We start from the raw sequence: 20,514 nt of genomic DNA, 5'->3' as shown, positions 1-20,514 counted from the left end.
CGGGTGCGTCATCGGTGGCGGGTGCGACCGAGCCCGACCGCGCGCGCTCGAGCTCCCGCACCTGACGACGGGTGAGTCCGGTGGAGGAGCCCACTCCGCCGGCCTCGGCAGCGACCTCCGCACGAGGGACTGCGACGTCGGGCTTCGCAGCCGACTGCGGTTCCGGCGTCGCGGGCGGTGCTGCGGGGGGTGCGGATGCGGCGGCCGCCGCCTCCTCGGGAGTGATGACCGGCGTGGAACCCGTCAGTCGGATCTCACGCAGCTGCTTTCGCGTCAGCGGACCCTGCTCATGCCGATCCGATGTACTCATGCCTTGCTCCGATACAGATGATGCTTCGCGATGTATTGAACGACCCCGTCGGGAACGAGGTACCAGACCGGCTCCTCTTCACGGACCCGAGCACGGCAGGCCGTCGACGAGATCGACAGGGCCGGAACCTCCAGCTGGCTGACGTTGTCGCTCGGGAGGCCGTCGGTGCTCAGGACGTGCCCTGGGCGTGAGACCGCGACGAAGTGGGCCAACTGCCACAACTCATCATGGTCTCTCCAACTGAGAATTTGCGCTACGGCATCCGCTCCGGTGATGAAGAAGAGCTCGGCGTCCGGCCGCGCCTTCTTGAGGTCTCGCAGGGTGTCGATCGTGTACGTCGGCCCCTCACGGTCCACGTCGACCCTGCTGACGGTGAACTGCGGGTTGGACGCCGTCGCGATGACCGTCATCAGGTACCGATGCTCACTCGGTGTGACTTCGTCCTTCTGCCACGGTCTCCCGGTGGGGACGAAGATGACCTCGTCGAGGCCGAAGGAATGAGCGACCTCGCTCGCCGCTACCAGGTGGCCGTGGTGGATGGGGTCGAACGTGCCGCCCATCACACCGATGCGCGCCGGACGCGAGATCGTGTCATTCATAGGGGCCTAGTGGCCGTGTCCTGCCTCGTGGCCGTCCTTGCCGTGCTGCGCGGCCCATGCTTCGGCCTTCGCGGAGTGGCGGTTGGCGACGTTCTTGTACGACAGCGTGACAAGACCGAGGAACGCGAACAGGATGATGGCGATCACCCCGAAGATCAGCGTCTCGGCCTGGACGTTGCCGTGGTGCTCTGTCTCGGCAGCGACCATCGCGATCTGTGCGACGAGGTTCATCCTGACTCCGTTTCGTGGCTGACGTGCCGGGCGCACGTGACGCCGCAGCGCCACCTAGTCTAGCCCTCAGCCGCGCGTCTGCCCTGACCCACGCGCCAGCCACTTCGTGCTGGTCAGCTCGGAGAGCCCCATGGGTCCTCGCGCGTGCAGCTTCTGGGTGGAGATGCCGACCTCCGCACCGAAACCGAACTCGGCGCCGTCGGTGAAACGGGTGGAGGTGTTCACCATCACCACGGCCGAGTCCACCTCGGCGAGGAAGCGTTCGGCGTTGCGCGTATCCGTCGTGATGATCGATTCGGTGTGACCCGTGCTGTATCGGCGGATGTGATCGAGAGCGTCATCGAGCGTGTCGACCACCTTGATGGCGATGTCGAGGCTGAGATACTCCGTCGACCAGTCCTCCTCGGTCGCCGGGATGACGTTCGAGACGAGTCCCGCGACGATGTCGTCGCCGTGGATCGCGACTCCCTCGCTCTGCAGCGCGCTCGCCACGAGCGGCACGAGCCGCGGTGCGGCCTGGCGCAGCACCAGCACCGTCTCGACGGCGTTGCAGACGCTGGGTCGCTGCACCTTGGCGTTCACGACGATGTCCTGCGCCCAGTCGTCCGGTGCCGTCTCGTCGAGGACGATGTGCACGTTCCCCGCGCCGGTCTCGATCACCGGCACCGTCGACTCGGTGACCACGGTCTCGATCAGTCCGGCGCTGCCCCGCGGAACGAGGACGTCGATGAAGCCCCTCCCGTTCATCAGGGCCTTCGCTCCCGCACGACCGAAGTCGTCCACCGTCTGAATGGCCTCCGCCGTGACGCCCGCACCGTCGAGGGCGCGGCGCATGACGTCGACGAGCACGGTGTTCGACTCCTTGGCGGCGCTGCCGCCCCGCAGGACGACGGCGTTGCCGGAGCGCAGGGCGAGGGCTGCGATATCGACCGTGACGTTCGGCCGCGCTTCGTAGATGGCGCCGACCACGCCGAAGGGCACTCGGATCTGCTCCAGCGCCACGCCGTTCGGCATCCGATGGCCGCCGACGACCTCGCCCACCGGATCGGCCAACGACGCGACCTGGCGGACCGCCGACGCCAGCGCCGACACCCGCTTCTCATCGAGGCGCAGCCGATCGATCAGCGACTCGCCGATGCCCTCTTCGCGACCACGCGCGACATCGCGACCGTTGGCCTCGATGATGGCCGCCGCACTCTGCTCGAGCGCCACCGCGATGGCCTCGAGTACGCGCGCCTTGTCGTCGCTGGTGAGCGCGGCGGTGGCGCGAGAGGCCTGCTTCGCGCGCTCGAGGCGCGCCTGCGGGGTCTGGTCGGTCATCCGATCAGTCTAGGAGAGCGCAGGCTCGAACCAGGTCCCTATTTCGGCGCCGTCCAGGGCCCTGCCGACCAGATCGGCACTGGTGACCAGCACCCCGATGCCCGATGCCGCGGCGAGGCGCGCGGCAGAGACCTTGGTGGCCGCTCCCCCGGTGCCCACACTGTTGACCACGGTCGATCCGAACTCGAGTCCGGAGAGATCGGCGTCGGGGGCGACGACGTCGATCGGCTCGGCAGACGGGTCGGAGGGCGGGCGGGTGTACAGCGATTCGATGTCGCTCAGCAGCACGAGAGCGTCGGCCTGCACCAGCTGGGCCACGAGCGCGCCGAGCCGATCGTTGTCGCCGAAGCGGATCTCCTGCGTCGCGACGGTGTCGTTCTCGTTCACGATCGGCAGCACGTGCAGTCCGAGCAGACGCTCCATGGCACGTCGGGCGTTGCTGCGCGACGTGGGATTCTCGAGATCACCGGTCGTGAGGAGCACCTGACCCGCGACGATGTCGAACGGACGCAGCGCCTCCTGATACCGGTAGACGAGGATGTTCTGCCCTACGGCCGCCGCAGCCTGCTGCGTCGCGAGATCGGTGGGGCGGGCATCGAGTCGCAGGAAGGGGATGCCGCTGGCGATCGCCCCCGACGACACGAGGATCACCTCGACGCCGCGCGCATGGGCGGCAGCCAAGGCCTCCACGATGACGGGGATGCGCCAGGACGCCTCTCCGCTGATCGACGACGAGCCGACCTTCACGACGATGCGCGACGCGGTCGCGAGATCCGCGCGCGTACGAGCCGTCACGCCTCACCCTCGTCGCGCGTGGCGAGACGGCGCGTCTCTGCCTCCGCGCGGGCTTCGGCCTTGGCATCCATGCGCTCGTAGTACTGCTCACGACGCTCGGACGTGGTCCGGCGCGCGTTGGGCGCCAGACGCGGGTCGGTCCCTCGAGGTGCTGTCATCAGCTCGGCGGCCGACGTCATGGTCGGCTCCCAGTCGAAGACGATGCTGTCGGCCTCGCCGATCACGACCGTCGAGCCCTGCACGGCGCCGAGCCGGAACAGCTCGTCTTCGACGCCGAGCTTCTCCAGACGATCCGCGAGGTAGCCGACAGCCTCCTCGTTCTGGAAATCGGTCTGCTGCACCCAGCGCACCGGCTTCTCTCCGAGGATCCGGTAGACGTTCCCGTACGTGCCGCCCTCGACACGGATCGTGAACTCCTTCTTGGAGCCACGGGGGCGGATGACGACGCGCTCGCGGACGGGCTCCGCCGCGGCGAGCTCCGCCCGGTGCGCATCGACGATCTCGCCGAGCGCGAAGGTCAGGGGGCGCAGGCCTTCGTGCGAGATCGTGGAGATCTCGAACACGCGGAAGCCCCGCGCCTCGAGGTCGGGCCGCACGAGATCGGCCAGATCACGCGCTTCGGGAACGTCGATCTTGTTGAGCGCCACCAGCTGCGGGCGCTCGAGCAGCGGAGTCTGCCCCTCGGGCACCTCATACGCGGCGAGCTCGCCCAGGATCACATCGAGATCGGAGATCGGGTCGCGTCCGGGTTCGAGGGTCGCGCAGTCGAGCACGTGCAGCAGTGCCGTGCAGCGCTCGACGTGGCGGAGGAACTCCAGCCCGAGGCCACGCCCCTCGCTGGCACCCTCGATCAGTCCGGGGACGTCTGCGACCGTGAAGCGGAAGTCGCCCTGCTGCACGACGCCGAGGTTGGGGTGCAGGGTGGTGAACGGGTAGTCGGCGATCTTGGGCCGTGCGGCCGAGATCGCGCCGATCAGGCTCGACTTGCCCGCCGAGGGGTAGCCCACGAGCGCCACGTCCGCGACGGTCTTGAGCTCGAGGACGACGTCTCCCTCATACCCGGGGGTCCCGAGGAGGGCGAAGCCGGGCGCCTTGCGCTTGGGCGTGGCGAGTGCGGCGTTGCCGAGCCCGCCGTGGCCGCCCTTGGCGACGACGAACCGCTGGCCGGGCTCGATCATGTCGACGAGCACCTCGCCGTCGGGGCTCTTCACCACGGTGCCGACGGGGACGGGGAGTTCGAGGTCCTCGCCCATGAACCCGGCGCGGTGATCGCCCATGCCGGGGCCCCCGTTGCCGGAGCTGCGGTGGGGCGAGTGGTGGTACGAGAGAAGCGTGCCGGTCTGCGTGTCGGCGACGAGCACCACGTCGCCGCCGTCACCGCCGTTTCCGCCGTCGGGTCCGCCGAGCGGCTTGAACTTCTCGCGGTGCACTGAGACACAGCCGTTGCCGCCCTTGCCTGCGCGCAGGTGCAGCGTCACGGTGTCGACGAAACTGACCATGTCTCTCTCCTCGATTGAGGATCGCGCCTGAGGCGACGATCCGGCCTGATACGACAATTCGGGGCGGGCCGAAGCCCGCCCCGAATCGGATGTCTACTGTCGTGCTGTGATCACTCAGCAGCGGCGACGATGTTGACGACCTTGCGGCCGCCCTTCGCGCCGAACTGGACCGCACCGGCGGCCAGAGCGAACAGCGTGTCGTCTCCGCCGCGGCCGACGTTCACGCCGGGGTGGAAGTGCGTGCCACGCTGGCGGACGATGATCTCGCCGGCGAGAACCTGCTGTCCTCCGAAGCGCTTGACGCCAAGTCGCTGAGCGTTGGAATCACGACCGTTACGGGTGGAGCTTGCGCCCTTTTTGTGTGCCATGTCCTGGTCTCCTCGGTCTTACTTGATGCCGGTGATCTTGACGCGCGTGAGCTCCTGGCGGTGGCCCTGACGCTTCTTGTAGCCGGTCTTGTTCTTGTACTTCTGGATGATGATCTTCGGGCCGCGGAGGTTGCCGATGACCTCAGCCGTGACCTTGACCTTCGCGAGCGAGTCAGCGTCGGTGGTCACCGTGGCGCCGTCGACGAGCAGCACAGCGGCCAGCTCGATCTTCTCGCCCTGGGCAGCCTTGACACGGTCGAGCTGAACGATCGTGCCGACCTCGACCTTCTCCTGCCGCCCACCGGCGCGCACTACTGCGTAAACCACTTCATACCTGTTTCGTTGGGGAGCTCGCGGCTCCGAGAATCTCACGGGAAGACTGTTGCTTGCATGCGTCGCGGGCGACGGGTGCGTCTGCAAGACTCTGCGCTCCGACCGTGCAGGACGACGGGGCATGCGCACCAAGGGACTACTTTACCGGATGCAGGACACTGTGGCAAAACGCGCCGTGTGGTGTGTCCGGCAATAGGCTGACGGGATGACCGTTCTCGTGGATGATCCCCTCTGGCCCGCGCACGGGCGGCTGTGGGCGCATCTCGTGAGCGACACCACCCTCGACGAACTGCACGCCTTCGCTCGGTCGCACGACGTGCCTGCTCGCGCCTTCGACCTCGACCACTACGACGTTCCGGAGGAGCTCGTCCCCCGGCTCATCGCCGCCGGCGCGCAGCACGTCGACGGCAAGGAGCTGGTGCGGCGGTTGATCGCCTCAGGACTGCGCGTCCCCGCCCGCGACCGGCGCTGACGGCTCGGAGTTCACCGAGACCGGCGTCCCCGTGAGGGCAGCCGTCGAGACCCGTCGGCGTCCGCGACCCTGACCGGGAGCCTTCGGCTCGGGAAGCGCATCGAGCACCGAGTCGAGCAGAGCCTCCGCAGGAGACTTGGGGGCGTTGCGGTCGCCGCCGCGCTTCTTGCGGGGCTTCTTCGAGCGCTCCGGGGCGACCGGAGCCTCAGCGGGCTGCTCGGGCTCTGCAGCGCCGGAAGGCTGGTCGTCCGCACTGGGCACGCGAGTCGACGCCGCGATCTGGGCGAGGGCCGACTTCGCTCCCTCGGGGATGCTGTGGGTCGCCACGGCCGCGGGAGCCTGGCTCTGGTTCTGGTTCTGCCCGTTGCCGCCGCGCTGGCGCCGGTTCGAGGAGTTGCCGTTGCCGTTGCCGTTGCTGCTCGCACGGTGCTTCACGACCGGGTCGTGGTGCACGATGACACCTCGACCGGCGCAGACGTCGCACGCCTCGCTGAAGGTCTCGAGCAGGCCGAGACCCAGCTTCTTGCGGGTCATCTGCACGAGGCCGAGCGACGTCACCTCGGCGACCTGGTGCTTGGTGCGGTCACGGCTGAGGCACTCGATCAGCCGGCGCAGCACGAGGTCGCGATTCGACTCGAGCACCATGTCGATGAAGTCGACGACGATGATGCCGCCGATGTCGCGCAGCCGCAGCTGGCGGACGATCTCCTCGGCAGCCTCGAGGTTGTTCTTGGTGACGGTCTCTTCGAGGTTTCCCCCCGAGCCGACGAACTTGCCGGTATTGACGTCGACCACCGTCATCGCCTCGGTGCGGTCGATGACCAGCGAACCGCCCGAGGGCAGCCAGACCTTGCGGTCGAGAGCCTTCTCGATCTGCTCGGTGATGCGGAACGCGTCGAACGGATCCGCCTCGTCCTCATACGATTCCACGCGCTCGAGCAGATCGGGCGCGACGCTCTCGAGGTAGGCGCGGATGGTGCGCTGCGACTCCTCGCCCTGGATCAGCATCTTCGTGAAGTCCTCGTTGAAGACGTCGCGCACGATCTTGACGAGCAGATCGGGTTCCGCGTGCAGGAGCGCCGGCGCCTGCTGGGATTCGACCTGCGTGCGGATGTGCTCCCACTGGGTGGTCAGACGCTGCACGTCGCGCGTGAGCTGATCTTCCGTCGCGCCCTCGGCGGCCGTGCGGACGATCACGCCGGAGGACTCCGGGAGGACCTCCTTGAGGATGCGCTTCAGTCGCGTGCGCTCGTTGTCGGGAAGCTTGCGGCTGATGCCGTTCATCGACCCGCCGGGCACATACACGAGGTAGCGGCCCGGGAGCGAGATCTGGCTGGTCAGACGCGCACCCTTGTGACCGACAGGGTCCTTCGTCACCTGCACGAGCACGCGATCGCCGGCCTTGAGCGCCAGTTCGATGCGGCGGGGCTGGTTGCCGGTCTCGACGCCGTCCCAGTCGACCTCGCCCGAGTACAGCACGGCGTTGCGGCCGCGGCCGATGTCGACGAAAGCGGCCTCCATGCTCGGCAGCACGTTCTGCACGCGGCCGAGGTAGACGTTGCCGATCAGGGATGCGTCCTGATTGCGGGCGACGTAGTGCTCGACGAGCACGCCGTCTTCGAGGACGCCGATCTGCGTGCGACCGTTCTTCGAGCGCACGACCATCTTGCGGTCGACCGACTCACGACGGGCCAGGAACTCGGCCTCGGTCACCACGGGGCGACGACGACCGGCGTCACGACCGTCGCGACGCCGCTGCTTCTTCGCCTCGAGTCGAGTCGATCCCTTGATCGCCTTCGGCTCGGTGATGTACTCGACGACGCGCTGACGGGGCTGACGAGGTTCGTCACGCGGCTCGCGCTGATCGCCGTCGTCGGAGCCTCCGCGGCGACGGCGCCCACGACGGCCGGATGCGGAGTCGTCGGCCTCGCGCTCGGCGATGCGGTCGAACACCCGCTCGCGACCGGGGCGCGCCGGGAGCGGCACGATCTCGGGCGCATAGAAGTGAAGCTGGGTCGACACCTGCGACACGAAGACCTCGGGCAGGAGTCCGAGAGACACCGCGGTGAGCGGTGCGGGAGCCGACGGCGCGTCGGCCTTCACGTCTCCGGCCTTGCCGGCGTCGTTCTTCGTCTCCTCGGTGGCAGCAGGCTGCTGGTCGGCGGCGGGCTGCTCCTCGGCGGCGGGCTGCTCCTCGGCGGCGGGCTGCTCGGACGGAGCGTCCTCGGAAGGAGTCCGCTCGGACGGAGCACCTTCAGAGGGGGCCTCATCCGACGCAGCAGCCTCGGCTGCAGGCGCCTCCTCGGCGGACGGGGCGTCCGAGGGAGCGTCCGCGAGGGCCTCCGCCTCGGCGGGGACCTCCTCGGTCACGTCCGGTTCCTGCGGACCCTCGGTCGTCATCGCTGCGGGCGCGTCAGCGTCCGCAGGGAAGTCGAGGGTAGGGGCGTCGTGGTCATTGTTCTCATCGGCCATCTCTGGCGTACTCCTCGCGCGGCGCATCTGGTGCTCCGCGAATTCTCATGCGGCATCCGCGGATGCTGCGAACTCACTCGGTGTGCGACTGGCTCATGGCTCTGATCGCGTGGGGCATACGGCCCCGAAGTCTGCGTCGATGTCGGCCTCGACGGAATCGAGCGGTGCATCACAGGTCATTATCGCACCAACTGGGCCGGTTCGCGGCATCCTGTGCACGTCCGCGTCGTTTTGCCCGGTGGCCCTCTCGCCCGATCCATAGTGATCGCTGGGATAATCCACACATGAGCGAGCAGCGCACCCGCCCCGTCTTCTATGCCGTATGGCTGATCATCGCGAGCGTCGTCGGCTGGTTCGCCGCCTTCCAGCTCACGATCGACAAGTTCATCCAGCTCGAGAACCCCGACGCCGACCTGAGCTGCAACGTCAGCGTCATGATCCAGTGCGGCAAGAATCTCGGCTCGTGGCAGGGCGAGATCTTCGGATTCCCGAACCCGCTGATCGGCCTCACCCTGTGGACGGCGCCCTTGGTCGTCGGCGTCGCGATCCTCGCCGGCGCGCGGTTCCCCCGCTGGTTCTGGGGGCTGTTCGGCGCAGGCGTCACGTTCGCGTTCGGCTTCGTGTGCTGGCTCATCTGGCAGAGCCTGTACGCGACGAACCTCGGGGTCCTGTGCCCCTGGTGCATGCTCACCTGGTCGGTGACCATCCCGACTTTCTTCTCGACGATGGTGCACCTCGCACGCAACGGCACCTTCTCGCGCAACCCCCGGGTCATGCGGGCAGGCTCAGCGCTGATGGCGTGGGTGCCGCTCGCGACGATCCTCGCGTACGCCCTCGTGATCCTGCTCGCGCAGCTGCGCGGGCTCGACCTGCTCGGCGAGGTCGTGCGCATGGTCTTCTGATCGCGCCTCCTGTCAGCGACGAAGCCCGCTCCACGAGATCGTGGGGCGGGCTTCGTCGTGGTGCGCGGACGCGACGGGTCAGCTGAACCAGATCGCGAGCTCACGCTCGGCGGACTCGACGCTGTCGGAGCCGTGCACGAGGTTCTGCTGCACCTTGAGGCCCCAGTCGCGACCGAAGTCGCCACGGATGGTCCCGGGAGCCGCGGTCGTCGGGTCGGTGGTGCCGGCGAGCGAACGGAAGCCCTCGATGACGCGGTTGCCTGCGAGCCGGATGGCGACGGAGGGACCCGAGAGCATGAACTCGATGAGGGGCTCGTAGAAGGGCTTGCCTTCATGCTCGGCGTAGTGCGCGGCGAGCACATCGCGGTCGGGCTCCACGAGGCGGATGTCGACGAGCGCATAGCCCTTCGACTCGATGCGCGCCAGAATCGCTCCGGTGAGGCCGCGGGCGACACCATCGGGCTTGACGAGGACGAGGGTTTCTTCGGTGGCCATGTCATTCACTCTCTGTCTGAGTCTCGGTCGCGGGCCCGGCAGGACGCCGAGCGTCCAATCGAGCCCCCATGATCGTCGCATACGCCCACATGCCACCGAAAATCACGACGACGAGCAGAATCGCCGGCACGAGGATGGCGGACACCGCGATGATCGCCTGGAGCACCCACCCTGCCGTGATGGCCCACGGCCGGGTGATCATCCCAGCGACGACGATGCAGGCGAGCCCCACTATCGCGCCTCCGGCTATCCCCCACCACTGCGGGACGCCCGAGGGCAGGGCCTTCAGCCCGAACACGGTGAGTCCGGCGAGGAACACCACGATCGACTCGAATCCGAGCACGATCGGGGCGAGCTTCTGCACGAGTGTGCGCGGAGCACGGGGCGCGCGCGCTCGGCGAGGAGCATCGTCCCGGGCGGATGCTGCGCTCATGCGCGCCACCCGGACTTCCAGTCCTCTTCCTCCGAGAGGGCGATGGCCTCTCCGGCCAGCACGACGGATCCCGCGATGACGACGGCACGGCGATCCGACGATGCCGCCCATTCGCGTGCGGCGTCGGCCGCGTCGGCGAGCGTCGCGTGCACGGTCGCACGCTGCCCCGCAGCCTCGACGAGGTCGGCGAGGGAGTCGGCGTCGCTCGCACGGTCGGAGTCCGGCGCCGTCGCGAACACGTGGGCGGCCGCCGGCGCCAGCTTCGCCACGATCCCCGCGGCGTCCTTGTCGGCGAGCACTCCGAGGACGATCCCCCACTCGTCGAAGTCGAAGCTGTCGTCCATAGCCTGCGCGAGAGCGGCTGCGCCGTGCGGGTTGTGCGCGGCGTCGACGATCACCGTCGGCGAGATGCCGAGCAGCTGGAGCCGACCGGGCGAGGTCGCACCCTGCAGGCCCTCGGAGATGATGTCGGCGGCGATCGACTGCTGTCCGCCTCCGATGAGGGATTCCACCGCCGCCACCGCCAGCGCGGCGTTGTGGCCCTGGTGGGCGCCGTACTGCGGCAGGTACTCCTCGACGTACTCCCCCGCGAGTCCGCGGATCGAGATGAGCTGGCCGCCGACGGCGAGCTTCTGCTCCGTCAGGCCGAACTCATCGCCCTCGAAGGAGATCGTGGCGTTCCTCTCCGCGGCGACTCTGCGGAGCACGTCCGCGGCCTCGTCGGGCTGCTGAGCCGAGACGACAGCTGCACCTTCCTTGATGATGCCCGCCTTGACCTTCGCGATCGCCGAGATGGTGCTCCCGAGACGATCCGCATGGTCGATGTCGATCGGCGTGAACACCGCGACGTCGCCGTCGGCGGTGTTCGTCGAGTCCCACTCGCCGCCCATGCCGACCTCGAGCACCAGCACGTCCACCGGTGCATCGGCCACCGCCACGAAGGCGAGCACCGTGAGCAGCTCGAAGAACGTGAGCGGCTCCTCGCCGCCGGCCTGGAGCTCGGCGTCGACGATCTCGACGAACGGTTCGATCTCGGCCCAGGCATCCGCGACCGCGGCGTCCTCGATCGGCTCGCCGTCGATCATGATCCGCTCGGTGAACCGCTCGAGGTGGGGGCTGGTGAAGAGCCCTGTACGCAGCCCGTGGGCTCGCAGCAGGCTCTCGATCATGCGTGCCGTCGACGTCTTGCCGTTGGTCCCCGTGATGTGCACCACGCGATAGGTGCGCTGGGGATCGTCGAGGAAGGCGAGGATGCGCGCTGTCCGCTCCTTCCGCGGCTGAACCCACCGCTCCCCTGCCCGACTCAGCAGGGTCTGGTAGACGGCATCCGCCCTGTCGCGTGCGCTCATGCGGACGCTCCCTCCTTCACCGTGGCCGTGGCGTCGATCGTGACGAGGATCGGGGACTTCGACGAGCCCAGTGCGCGAGCACCGGAGCGGAAGACGCCGTCGCCGGGGCTCGTGACATCGTCGACCACGTCCTCGAGCCCTTCGGTGGGCTGCGCGGCGAAGGCGATCGCGAGGGTCTCACGTGCGATCAGCTCGGCATGCGCGGTCAGAGCGGCGGCGTCCTCCGGAGCCGCGTTCAGCGCGAGCACGATGCGGTCGCTCACGTCGAGTCCTGCGTTCTTGCGCGCCTCCTGCACGACCCGGATCGCATCGCGGGCGAGCCCCTCCGCCTCGAGCTCGGGAGTCGTCTGCGTGTCGAGCAGCACGAATCCCCCGGACGGGACGATGGCGAGAGCCTCGCCGTCGGGGCGTCCTGCGGTCTCGAGCACGAGGTCGTACTCGCTGGGCTCGAGGGCCACGCCGCCGGCCGTCACGATGCCGTCGTCCTGCGACCAGTCCCCCGCCTTGGCGGCCTTGATCACGGTCTGCACGTTCTTGCCGAGACGGGGCCCCGCGGCGCGGGCGTTGACGCTCAGCCGGTGGCTGATGCCGTACTCCGCCGCGGTCTCGTCCGACTGCTGCACGAGCTCGACCGACTTGACGTTGAGCTCGTCGCGGAGGATCTCCTCGAACTGACCGAGAGTCGCAGCCACGGGCGACACCACGGTGAGCCGGGCGAGAGGCAGCCGCACGCGGAGCTTCTCCTTCTTGCGCAGTGCGTTGCCGACGCTCGACAGCTCTCGCACGGCATCCATCGCATCGCGGATGTCATCCGCCGCGGGGAACGCGTCGGCGTCCGGCCAGTCCTGCAGGTGCACGCTGCGCCCGCCCGTGAGCCCCTGCCACACGCGCTCGCTGATGAGCGGCACGAGCGGAGCGGCGACGCGCGTCAGCGTCTCGAGCACCGTGTACAGCGTGTCGAACGCCTCGGTGTTCGTGCCCTCCCAGAAACGGTCGCGGGAGCGGCGGATGTACCAGTTGGTGAGCACCTCGGCGAAGTCGCGCAGACGCGCGGACGCCATGGTGGAATCGAGACCCTCGAGGTCCGCGCGGACCTCCCTCACCAGATCGCCGAGACGGGCGAGGATGTAGCGGTCGAGCACATCGGTCGAGTCGGTGCTGCGGTTCGACTCGCTCCGCCCGCTCAACGACCGCTGCACCTCAGGGCTCGCGGCGTTCGCGTACGTGGCGAAGAAGTACCACGAACTCCACAGCGGAAGCAGGAACTCGCGCACCCCCGCACGGATGCCCTCTTCGGTCACCGCGAGGTTGCCGCCGCGCAGCACGGAGCTCGACATGAGGAACCAGCGCATCGCGTCCGAGCCGTCGCGGTCGAGCACCTCGGACACATCCGGGTAGTTGCGCAGCGACTTCGACATCTTGTAGCCGTCGTTGCCCAGGACGATCCCGTGGCAGCTCACGCCCGTGAACGCCGGTCGATCGAACAGCGCGGTCGACAGCACGTGCATGACGTAGAACCAGCCGCGCGTCTGACCGATGTACTCGACGATGAAGTCGGCGGGCGCGTGGGTGTCGAACCACTCCTGGTTCTCGAAGGGATAGTGCACCTGCGCGTACGGCATCGATCCCGAGTCGAACCACACGTCGAAGACGTCCTCGATGCGACGCATCGTGCTCTTGCCGGTGGGGTCGTCGGGGTTCGGACGCGTGAGTTCGTCGATGTAGGGACGATGCAGGTCGATCTCGCCCTCGGGGTTGCGCGGCAGCGCGCCGAAGTCCCTCTCGAGCTCCTCCAGCGATCCGTAAGTGTCGACACGCGGGTACTCCGGGTCGTCGCTCTTCCAGACCGGGATGGGCGAACCCCAGTAGCGGTTGCGGCTGATCGACCAATCGCGCGCACCCTCGAGCCACTTGCCGAACTGGCCGTGCTTGACGTTCTCGGGGACCCAGGTGATCTGCTCGTTGTTCGCGAGCAGATCGTCCTTGATGTCGGTGACGCGGATGAACCAGCTCGACACGGCCTTGTAGATCAGGGGATTCCGGCAGCGCCAGCAGTGCGGGTAGGAGTGCACGTAGCTCTGCTCGCGCAGCAGACGCCCCTGCCCGCGCAGGAGGCGGATGAGCGGAGTGTTCGCGTCCATCCAGAGCTGTCCGGCGACGTCGGTCGCGCTCGGCAGGAAGCGCCCGCCGTCGTCGAGCGACAGGATCGTGGGGATGCCGGCGGCGCCCGCCACGCGCTGGTCGTCCTCGCCGTAGGCCGGAGCCTGGTGGACGATGCCCGTGCCGTCGCTGACCGTGACGTAGTCGTCGACGAGGATGCGCCAGGCGTTCTCGGTGCCGTAGGTCTCGGCATCCGCGTAGTAGTCGAAGAGCCGGTCGTACGTCACGTCGGCGAGGTCCGCGCCGCGCACGACCTGGTCGACCGCGGCGAGCGCGTCATCGAGGCTCTCGTAGCCGAGGTCCTTCACGTAGCCGCCGAGCAGCTCGCGCGCGAGGAGGTAGCGGTGTGCGGACGCCTCCACCGCGGCGTCCGTCGTCCCGGCGATCTGGTGCACGTCGGCGGCGCCGCCGGGTCCGGCAGGGAGCACGACGTAGTCGATGTCGGGTCCCACGGCGAGCGCGAGGTTGGTGGGCAGGGTCCAGGGTGTGGTCGTCCAGGCGAGCGCCCGCACCGCTGTGAGCCCGAGGGCCTCGGCCTTCGCACCGGTCAGGGGGAACGTGACGGTGACGGACGGATCCTGACGGTTCTGGTACACGTCGTCGTCCATGCGCAGTTCGTGCGCGGACAGCGGGGTCTCGTCGCGCCAGCAGTACGGCAGCACGCGGTAGCCCTCGTAGGCGAGGCCTTTGTCGTACAGGGTCTTGAAGGCCCACAGCACGCTCTCCATGTACCCCAGGTCGAGTGTCTTGTACCCGCGCTCGAAGTCGACCCAGCGGGCCTGACGCGTGACGTAGTCCTGCCACTCGTGGGTGTACTTGAGCACGGACTCCCTCGCCTTCGCGTTGAAGACGTCGATGCCCATCTCCTCGATCTGGCTCTTCTCGGTGATGCCGAGCTGCTTCATGGCCTCGAGCTCGGCGGGCAGACCGTGCGTGTCCCAGCCGAAGACGCGATCGACCTTCTTGCCGATCATGGTCTGGAAGCGCGGGAACACGTCCTTGGCGTAGCCGGTCAGCAGATGCCCGTAGTGCGGCAGGCCGTTGGCGAACGGCGGGCCGTCGTAGAAGACCCACTCGTCGCTTCCCTCGCGCTGCTCGATCGAGGCGCGGAAGGTCTGGTCGGCCTCCCAGAAGTCGAGCACCTCGCGCTCGATCTGGGGGAACCGAGGGCTCGGTGCGACGGAGGCAGCCTGGTCGGCGGCGGGGCCGAAGGAGGAACGCGGGTAGGTCATGTCGTCTCGCAGGAGTCGTGGCGGATGCTGCTGCGAGGACGATCCGGCGGGAATGTCATCCCGGGACCGCGGTACCACCTCGCGTGCCGCGCCTCACGGCGGAGCCACTCTCACTGCGGCTGTGACGGGCCTGCCCCGCTCGGTTCTACTGAGTCCACCCGTGAGGGAGGTCCGTTCTTCCGAGAGCTCCCCGGTGATGGCCGGATCCGTGCTCGTGGACACCATTGTACGCGCCCACCGACGCACCGCGGTCTCTCATCCGCCGGCGGGATCCCCGCTTGCCGTCAGGAACGGCACCGCTGCGGCCGCCATCGCGACCTGGTCGTGGTCGACCCCGGGCACCTCGTGCATCTCCCAGCGGAACGGCAGGTTCTGCCTCTCCGCTGCGCGCACCGCCCGCTCGAAGAACTCTCTGCCCCTGTCGAGTCTCGTGTGCCCCTGAGCGCCGGCGTCGTCGTCGCGGCGGAGGTTCTTCGTGCCGACGTCGTCGGTGCCCAGAAGGACGACGAGGTGGCGCCCGAACGCGGCCGCGGCGTCGAAGGCCGGGGCGTCGTCGCCGTCGAGTCCGTACGGGAACCGTGCCGACTCGTCGGGCATCGTGTACCACCCCGCATTGGCCGCGACCGCGACGTCGACGGGCGCGTGCGGCACGAACTCGATGTAGCGGTGCACGAACTGGGCGCCCGCGGAGTGGCCGAACATCGAGAACCCGGTCTGATCGCCACCGATCCGACCGCGTACATGCTCGAACAGCGGCTCGATGTAGCCGTACGCGCCGTCGAGCACGCGCGAGGCGTCCTGGTCGTCGCCGTCTGCGTCGGTGAGCCCGCCCAGGTTGTAGTTCTCCGCGTCGGGGAAATCGTCATCGCCGAACTGCGGCGCGACGACCACGATGTCGCGGTCCCGCACGAGGTCGCTCCACGAGTCGCGGTACTCCGCGGCATTGCGTTCGACGCCGTGCATCACCACGATGATCGTCGCCTGCGACGTCGCATGCGCGCCCGTGACGTAGTACACCGGGATCGGCTCGCGTCCGTCGATGCGCAGCTCGAACCTGCCGGTGCCCAGCAGCCCGGATTCGGGTGCGATCGGCGTGCACGCGGCGAGCGCTCCCGTCAGTATCAGCGCCATCGCGATCAGGATCCCCCATCCGCGGCGCATCAGAAGCGCAGCGTCGCGACGTCGGCGTGCCACGTCACGGCGTCCCCGACGATGGCCTTGGCCGTCGCGAGCTCGTCCGGAAGCGCGGGGCGTGCGACATAGTCGACGACCTTGTTGTCCGTGCGGATGACGCGCAGCGAGACGGCGCCCACGTCGCTCTGGTTCCAGCGCAGCCCCACCACGGCTCCGAGCCCCGGCTTGCCGTAGCTCTCGAAGCGCCCCGGAGCCCCGAACACGAAGTTCCCGATCCCGTACACGACCGGCATGCCGTCGAGCAGCTCGACCGACTGGAGGGTGTGCGATCCGCTGCCGATCACCGCGTCGTAGCCCGCGTCGGCGAACACGCTCGCCCAGTACCGCTGCTGTGAATTGACGTCTTCGTAGTTGTTGCCCCAGTGCACGAATGCGACCACCTTGTCTGCGCCGTTGTCGCGCGACGTCCGCACGGCCTGCTCGATGCGGTCGAGGCGGAGAGGCAGCATTCCCGGCGACGTGTCGGTGCTGCGGTGGAGGGCTCCGAAGTCCTCGCCGAATGACACGACCGCCACATCCAGCTGCTCCGAGCGCACGAGCAGCGGCATGGCGGCGGTTGCGCGCGACGCTCCTGCTCCGAAGGTGGCGAGTCCACCCCGTCGGGCGTGGAGGATCGTGTCGGCGAGGCCCTCGGCCCCGCGGTCCATCGCATGGTTGTTGCCGAGACTCAGGGCGTCCACGCCGACGTCACGGAGTGCGGCCAGATGGACCGGGTCGCTGGCATACACGTACTTCGCCCCTGGATTCGCCGGCGTCTGGATCGTCGTGAAGGGCACCTCCGCGTTCACGATCGTGTAGTCGAAGCCCTCGAGCAGCGGCGCGACGTCGGCGAGGAGCGGCTGTGCCCCCGACACCGCGAGCTTTTCGGCCGCTCCGTCGCCGAACATCGTGTCGCCTGCGAATCCCAGATCGAGCACGCCGTCGGTCAGCGTCGGTGCCGCGGCCTCGACGACCGGCGCCGGAGCGGGTCCGGCGAACGCCAGCTGGCCGCCGAGCAGCGCCGCCGAACCGAGCGCGACACAGAGGCTCGCGGCGATCAGTCGCCGGTCCCGCCGCACATTGCGTCCTGGGCGTCGCCGACGCCCCCTGTCGGTCGCTGTCATCATCCGGCTGCCGTCCATCGCCTGCTCCTCGAGTTCCGGTTCCGCCACAGGTGGGCGCGATACTCCTCGCCGGTGAGCGTCTCCGCCGTGCCGTCCTCCGACATCACCCAGACCGAGTCGGCCAGCGAGAGCGCATCGGGGTCCTGCGTGATCATGAGCACTGTGCCGCGATGACGCAGGATGGCTTCTCGGGCACGCGACCGCGCCTCGGCATCCATCCCGGCCAGCGGCTCGTCGAGCAAGAGGATCCGCGGGGTGCCCATCATCGCCCTGGCGAGTGCGAGGAGCTGACGGTCCCCGATCGTCAGGTTCGCGCCGCCCTCCATGATCCATCCCATGACACCTCGGTCGTCATGGCGCCTGAGCACGTCGTCGAGCCCGAGCGACCTGACCACGCGCTGCACCTCTCCCGGGCCCACCCTGCGGTCCGCGTACGTCAGGTTGCGCAGCACGGTGCCGCGCAGCAGGGGCAGATCGGGGCCGGCGACCCCCATCATCGCGCCGACAGACGACGGCGAGGTCTCCGAGAGCACCTGGCCATCGACAGCGACGGTGCCCGAGGCCGGTTCGACCATCCTCGTGAGCACGTCGAGGACGGCGGTCTTGCCACTCCCGGACGGGCCCGTGATCGCGACGAACTCTCCGCGATCCGCCACGGCCGTGAAACCGTCGAGCGCTCCGGGCACCGTCACGCCGATGAACTCGATGCGTCCGCCCCTGACCTCCAGCGGTGTCAGCTGCTCGTCCTCGACGCCGCGGCTCGAGCTGCGGAGGAAATCCACCACCTTCTGGCGCGAGACGAGACCGCGGTGCCAGTAGTCGTGAGCGAGGCCCAGTGTCCGTACGGGTCGCGCGAGATAGCGAGTCAGCAGGGCGGCGACGACGACGGCTCCCACGCTCGACGCTCCGCGGTGCACCTGCACGAGACCGACCGCGAGAACGCCCACCACGCTCACCAGCGAGGTGGCCGCCGAGATCCCGCGCAGCGCTCCACGGAGCCCGGCGACCCGCAAGAGCGAGACGTTGAGGGCGTCGTTCTGTCGCGACAGCCGCCGGAACTCTCCTCGCACGCGTCCGGAGACCTGGCTGACACGGATCGCGGTGATCTGCTCGTCGATGTTGCTCATGAGCGACGATCTGCGGCGACGCATCGAGCGCGTCGCGTCGCGCATCGGTCGACCGAGACACAGCGACACAGCCGCCCCCGACGCGAGCACACTGACCACCGCGAGCGCGAGCCAGACATCGAGAGCGGTGAGGACTCCCAGAGCGACCACGAGGACGATCGCGGCCGAGAGCCCCTCCAGAAGACCTCGGCTCAGCCACATGCGCAGCATCGAGAGATCGCCGGTGAGGCGCAGCAGCAGCCCGCCCCGCGCTCGATGCCGCAGATGCTCGGGACGCATGCGCTGGAGGTGCGCGTACATCTCCAGCCGCAGCGCCCTCACCACCTTGTACCCCGCACGCTCCGCCCACGTGAATTCCCATGATCGAGCGATGCCCACCAGCACGGCCGACGCACCCAGCAGCATGCAGAACCACAGCGCCTGCTGGTACGCCGCCTCGGCGGCATCGCCCACACCCTGCGGCACCAGCTGGTCGATCACCAGTCGCGCGATCAGGATGAAGTCGACGAGCAGCGCCGCCTGCACGACGCCGAGCAGACCGACGACGAGGAAGTCCCGACGCCGCACCCGGAAGAGTCGGCGCAGGTCCGCTGCGGGGGGATCGTCGCGGGCGACGTCGAGGTCATCGATCTCGAGCGTCACGACAGCACCATGGACGACGCCCGCACATGCTCGATCAGTTCGCGAGAATCGACGAATCCGCCGCGGCGTCCGCTCGGGTCGGGCGACGGGATGCCGTGTGCCGTCGCAGACGCGTTCTCGAGTCCCGCGAGGTCGATGGGCCACGCCGCCGGCTGCGGCGGAGCCGGCGGCGCCAACAGCGCGGAGTCGATGCCGAGCACCGGTGCGATGATCTCCGGCGCTCCGAGTTCCGTGAGCCCCCAGATCGGCAGCCCCAGCTCGTCTTCGGCCTCGTGGACCGCGAGCGGCGACTTCGTCAGCGTGCCCGACACCGCGACGACCTCGAACCCGTGATCGGTCAACGACCGAAGCCCCTGGGCCGCTCCCATCGCATCGGAGGCCGCCAGGACGACGCAGTCGATGAGATCGTGCACGACCGCGGACTCCAGCAGGCTCCGATTGTCCCGTTGGAACACCCCGTCGGCGATCTCGACGAAGTTCACCCGGCTGCCTCCGAGCGACAGATTGGCCACCAGTTGCGTCATCACCTCCTCGAGCACCGAGGTGGGCTGGCGGAACGACGACGCGAGCCCCGCGTCCGTGAAATCGAGCATCATGTGCGCGCCGGCGTCGAGCATGACCCAGTAGTCGTTGCCTGATCCCGTGCCGGTCGCCTTGGTGACACCCGGACGCATGCCGACCTTCGACAGACCGTGCGCCATGTGGTGGATCGTGGTGGTCTTCCCGGCGTTCATCGAGGTGCCGAGCACGCCGATCGTTCGTGGACGCTCTGCGGGAGGCGTGAGCGTGGGCAGCCTGAAGTCCGCGACGTTGAGCGGACGGCCTGCCTCGTCTCCGATCAGCCCGATCGGCACGATGTCCGTCGCAGTCCTCACCGACCGGCTGCGCGAGACCGCCGCCGACGCGATGCCACCGCTGGCGACGAGGTTGACGGGGCCGAGATGCCGTGGCACGTAGGACTCGAACTGATCGGTCGCGTACCGGTCGGCGTACGCCACGATGACGAGGTCGTCGACATGCAGGAGACTCCGCCGACCGTGCGGCTGCTCGATATGGCGATGATGCCCCAGTCTCTCGACCCGCGCGACGACGACGTCACCGGATCGAGGGCGGATCGCACCGCCGACGAGAGTGCGCATCGCGTCGAGCGGCACGCGCCGCGTCGCGAACGACCGCTTCGCGGCGATGCGGATCTCGTGCGGAAGAATCCGCACCCAGGTCTCGCGCCTCATGATGTCCCCCAGCCGGTCGAGGGGTGTGAGCCTTCGTCTCCGCGCACGCTCGATGCGCTCGCCGTCTTCTCGTCTCGTGCATCCGACAAGCGGCGGTGTGCACGGACGACCGGAGCAGCACGTCCCCGCTGCCGCTCCCTCACATCCCCAGATTGGTCAGCAACACTACCCGGGCGTCAGGGCGTCGATCGGGCGATATCGACCGAATCGGAGCGTGCATTCTGGAATTCCGCTCCGAGCGGCGAG

At 68.7% G+C, this 20,514-nt stretch carries 18 protein-coding genes and 1 pseudogene; 2 read left to right on the top strand and 17 right to left on the bottom strand.

The window, feature by feature from the left end:
• The 8 genes and pseudogenes from RWO82_RS06620 to rplU all read right to left on the bottom strand — a co-directional run.
• A pseudogene (locus RWO82_RS06620) lies at positions 1–310 on the bottom strand (hypothetical protein); the annotation flags it as partial.
• Positions 307–909, bottom strand: coding sequence for a nicotinate-nucleotide adenylyltransferase (gene nadD / locus RWO82_RS06615; protein ID WP_314424954.1), 603 nt, complete (start codon positions 907–909; stop codon positions 307–309). The pseudogene RWO82_RS06620 and the gene nadD, both read right to left, overlap by 4 nt.
• 6 nt (positions 910–915) lie before the next feature.
• Positions 916–1,140: a hypothetical protein gene (locus tag RWO82_RS06610; RefSeq protein ID WP_201470046.1), complete on the bottom strand. Its 225-nt coding sequence runs from the start codon at positions 1,138–1,140 to the stop codon at positions 916–918.
• A gap of 66 nt (positions 1,141–1,206) precedes the next feature.
• Positions 1,207–2,460, bottom strand: coding sequence for a glutamate-5-semialdehyde dehydrogenase (locus tag RWO82_RS06605; RefSeq protein WP_314424951.1), 1,254 nt, complete (start codon positions 2,458–2,460; stop codon positions 1,207–1,209).
• 9 nt (positions 2,461–2,469) lie between these two features.
• The gene (proB, locus tag RWO82_RS06600; protein ID WP_314424949.1) at positions 2,470–3,255 is read right to left on the bottom strand and encodes a glutamate 5-kinase; all 786 of its coding nucleotides are present in this window, start codon (positions 3,253–3,255) and stop codon (positions 2,470–2,472) included.
• Positions 3,252–4,754 (bottom strand): GTPase ObgE, encoded by a 1,503-nt coding sequence (gene obgE, locus RWO82_RS06595; protein WP_314424947.1) that lies wholly within the window; start codon positions 4,752–4,754, stop codon positions 3,252–3,254. Before obgE ends, proB begins: the two co-directional genes overlap by 4 nt.
• 110 nt (positions 4,755–4,864) lie before the next feature.
• Positions 4,865–5,122 carry a 50S ribosomal protein L27 gene (gene rpmA / locus RWO82_RS06590; RefSeq protein ID WP_028501603.1) on the bottom strand — a complete coding sequence of 86 codons (258 nt, stop codon included), beginning with the start codon at positions 5,120–5,122 and terminating at the stop codon, positions 4,865–4,867.
• 18 nt (positions 5,123–5,140) lie between these two features.
• A complete protein-coding gene (gene rplU / locus RWO82_RS06585; protein WP_028501602.1) occupies positions 5,141–5,449 on the bottom strand; it encodes a 50S ribosomal protein L21 in 309 nt (102 codons plus the stop codon).
• A gap of 211 nt (positions 5,450–5,660) precedes the next feature.
• Here rplU and RWO82_RS06580 point away from each other — a divergent pair, with 211 nt between their 5' ends.
• Positions 5,661–5,927, top strand: coding sequence for a DUF4031 domain-containing protein (locus RWO82_RS06580; protein ID WP_314424942.1), 267 nt, complete (start codon positions 5,661–5,663; stop codon positions 5,925–5,927).
• Here the strand turns inward: RWO82_RS06580 and RWO82_RS06575 are convergent.
• Positions 5,892–8,399, bottom strand: coding sequence for an Rne/Rng family ribonuclease (locus RWO82_RS06575; protein ID WP_314424940.1), 2,508 nt, complete (start codon positions 8,397–8,399; stop codon positions 5,892–5,894). The two genes, RWO82_RS06580 and RWO82_RS06575, sit on opposite strands and share 36 nt — an antisense overlap.
• Before the next feature lie 284 nt (positions 8,400–8,683).
• Here RWO82_RS06575 and RWO82_RS06570 point away from each other — a divergent pair, with 284 nt between their 5' ends.
• A complete protein-coding gene (locus RWO82_RS06570) occupies positions 8,684–9,301 on the top strand; it encodes a vitamin K epoxide reductase family protein (RefSeq protein ID WP_314424939.1) in 618 nt (205 codons plus the stop codon).
• Between the two features lie 78 nt (positions 9,302–9,379).
• Here RWO82_RS06570 and ndk read toward each other — a convergent pair whose 3' ends face one another.
• The 8 genes from ndk to RWO82_RS06530 all read right to left on the bottom strand — a co-directional run bounded on the left by ndk (position 9,380) and on the right by RWO82_RS06530 (position 20,268).
• Positions 9,380–9,796: a nucleoside-diphosphate kinase gene (gene ndk / locus RWO82_RS06565; protein WP_314424937.1), complete on the bottom strand. Its 417-nt coding sequence runs from the start codon at positions 9,794–9,796 to the stop codon at positions 9,380–9,382.
• A 1-nt stretch (position 9,797) separates the two neighbouring features.
• Positions 9,798–10,229 (bottom strand): DUF4233 domain-containing protein, encoded by a 432-nt coding sequence (locus RWO82_RS06560; protein ID WP_314424935.1) that lies wholly within the window; start codon positions 10,227–10,229, stop codon positions 9,798–9,800.
• Positions 10,226–11,578, bottom strand: coding sequence for a folylpolyglutamate synthase/dihydrofolate synthase family protein (locus RWO82_RS06555; RefSeq protein WP_314424933.1), 1,353 nt, complete (start codon positions 11,576–11,578; stop codon positions 10,226–10,228). The genes RWO82_RS06560 and RWO82_RS06555 overlap by 4 nt, the downstream gene beginning before the upstream one ends.
• Positions 11,575–14,970 carry an isoleucine--tRNA ligase gene (gene ileS, locus RWO82_RS06550; protein WP_314424931.1) on the bottom strand — a complete coding sequence of 1,132 codons (3,396 nt, stop codon included), beginning with the start codon at positions 14,968–14,970 and terminating at the stop codon, positions 11,575–11,577. Before ileS ends, RWO82_RS06555 begins: the two co-directional genes overlap by 4 nt.
• Positions 14,971–15,225: 255 nt before the next feature.
• Positions 15,226–16,131 (bottom strand): hypothetical protein, encoded by a 906-nt coding sequence (locus tag RWO82_RS06545; protein ID WP_314424929.1) that lies wholly within the window; start codon positions 16,129–16,131, stop codon positions 15,226–15,228.
• Positions 16,131–17,285 (bottom strand): CapA family protein, encoded by a 1,155-nt coding sequence (locus RWO82_RS06540; RefSeq protein WP_314424927.1) that lies wholly within the window; start codon positions 17,283–17,285, stop codon positions 16,131–16,133. Before RWO82_RS06540 ends, RWO82_RS06545 begins: the two co-directional genes overlap by 1 nt.
• Positions 17,267–19,036, bottom strand: a complete 1,770-nt coding sequence (locus tag RWO82_RS06535; RefSeq protein WP_314424925.1) for an ABC transporter ATP-binding protein — start codon at positions 19,034–19,036, stop codon at positions 17,267–17,269. The genes RWO82_RS06540 and RWO82_RS06535 overlap by 19 nt, the downstream gene beginning before the upstream one ends.
• On the bottom strand, positions 19,033–20,268 hold the full coding sequence (locus tag RWO82_RS06530) for a DUF1611 domain-containing protein (protein WP_314424923.1): 1,236 nt from the start codon (positions 20,266–20,268) through the stop codon (positions 19,033–19,035). The genes RWO82_RS06535 and RWO82_RS06530 overlap by 4 nt, the downstream gene beginning before the upstream one ends.
• Positions 20,269–20,514: the final 246 nt, after the last annotated feature.

Origin of the sequence: uncultured Microbacterium sp. (assembly GCF_963521645.1) — a bacterium.
Lineage (GTDB): Bacteria > Actinomycetota > Actinomycetes > Actinomycetales > Microbacteriaceae > Microbacterium.
This window is presented reverse-complemented; position numbering and strand designations above follow the sequence as displayed.